This is a genomic window from Lactobacillus sp. C449L, from assembly GCF_059900815.1.
Genome location: NZ_JBWXGA010000157.1, coordinates 1 through 475, shown reverse-complemented (window position 1 = coordinate 475; position 475 = coordinate 1). Strand labels below are relative to the sequence as shown.

Annotated in this window: 1 protein-coding gene; it reads left to right on the top strand. The window is 65.1% G+C overall.

The genetic code is table 11. The features are described from left to right. The coding region (locus tag AC2JF9_RS08790) for an aldo/keto reductase (RefSeq protein WP_500727002.1) at window positions 1-475 on the top strand (475 nt) is incomplete at both ends.

Here is a 475-nt window from a genome sequence, read left to right as displayed (position 1 = left end):
ATATATTGCCGCCGATGATCGCTACAACCGGATGAGCTACCGCCGCTGCGGGCGCAGCGGCCTCGATCTTCCGGCCATCTCTCTCGGCCTCTGGCAGAACTTCGGAAGCGTCGATGTGTTTGAGACCGGGCGTGCCGTCCTGCGTCGCGCCTTCGATCGCGGCGTGACGCATTTCGACCTCGCCAACAACTACGGCCCGACGCCGGGTTCGGCGGAGGAGAATTTCGGGCGGGTGCTCGCCACCGACTTCAAGCCCTACCGGGACGAGATGATCATCTCGACGAAGGCCGGCTACCGGATGTGGCCCGGCCCTTACGGAGAGTGGGGCTCGCGCAAATACCTGATCTCCAGCCTCGACCAGAGCCTCCGGCGCATGGGGGTCGACTATGTCGACATCTTCTATTCGCACCGCGTCGACCCGAAGACCCCGCTGGAGGAGACGATGGGCGCGCTCGACACGGTCGTGCGCCAGGGC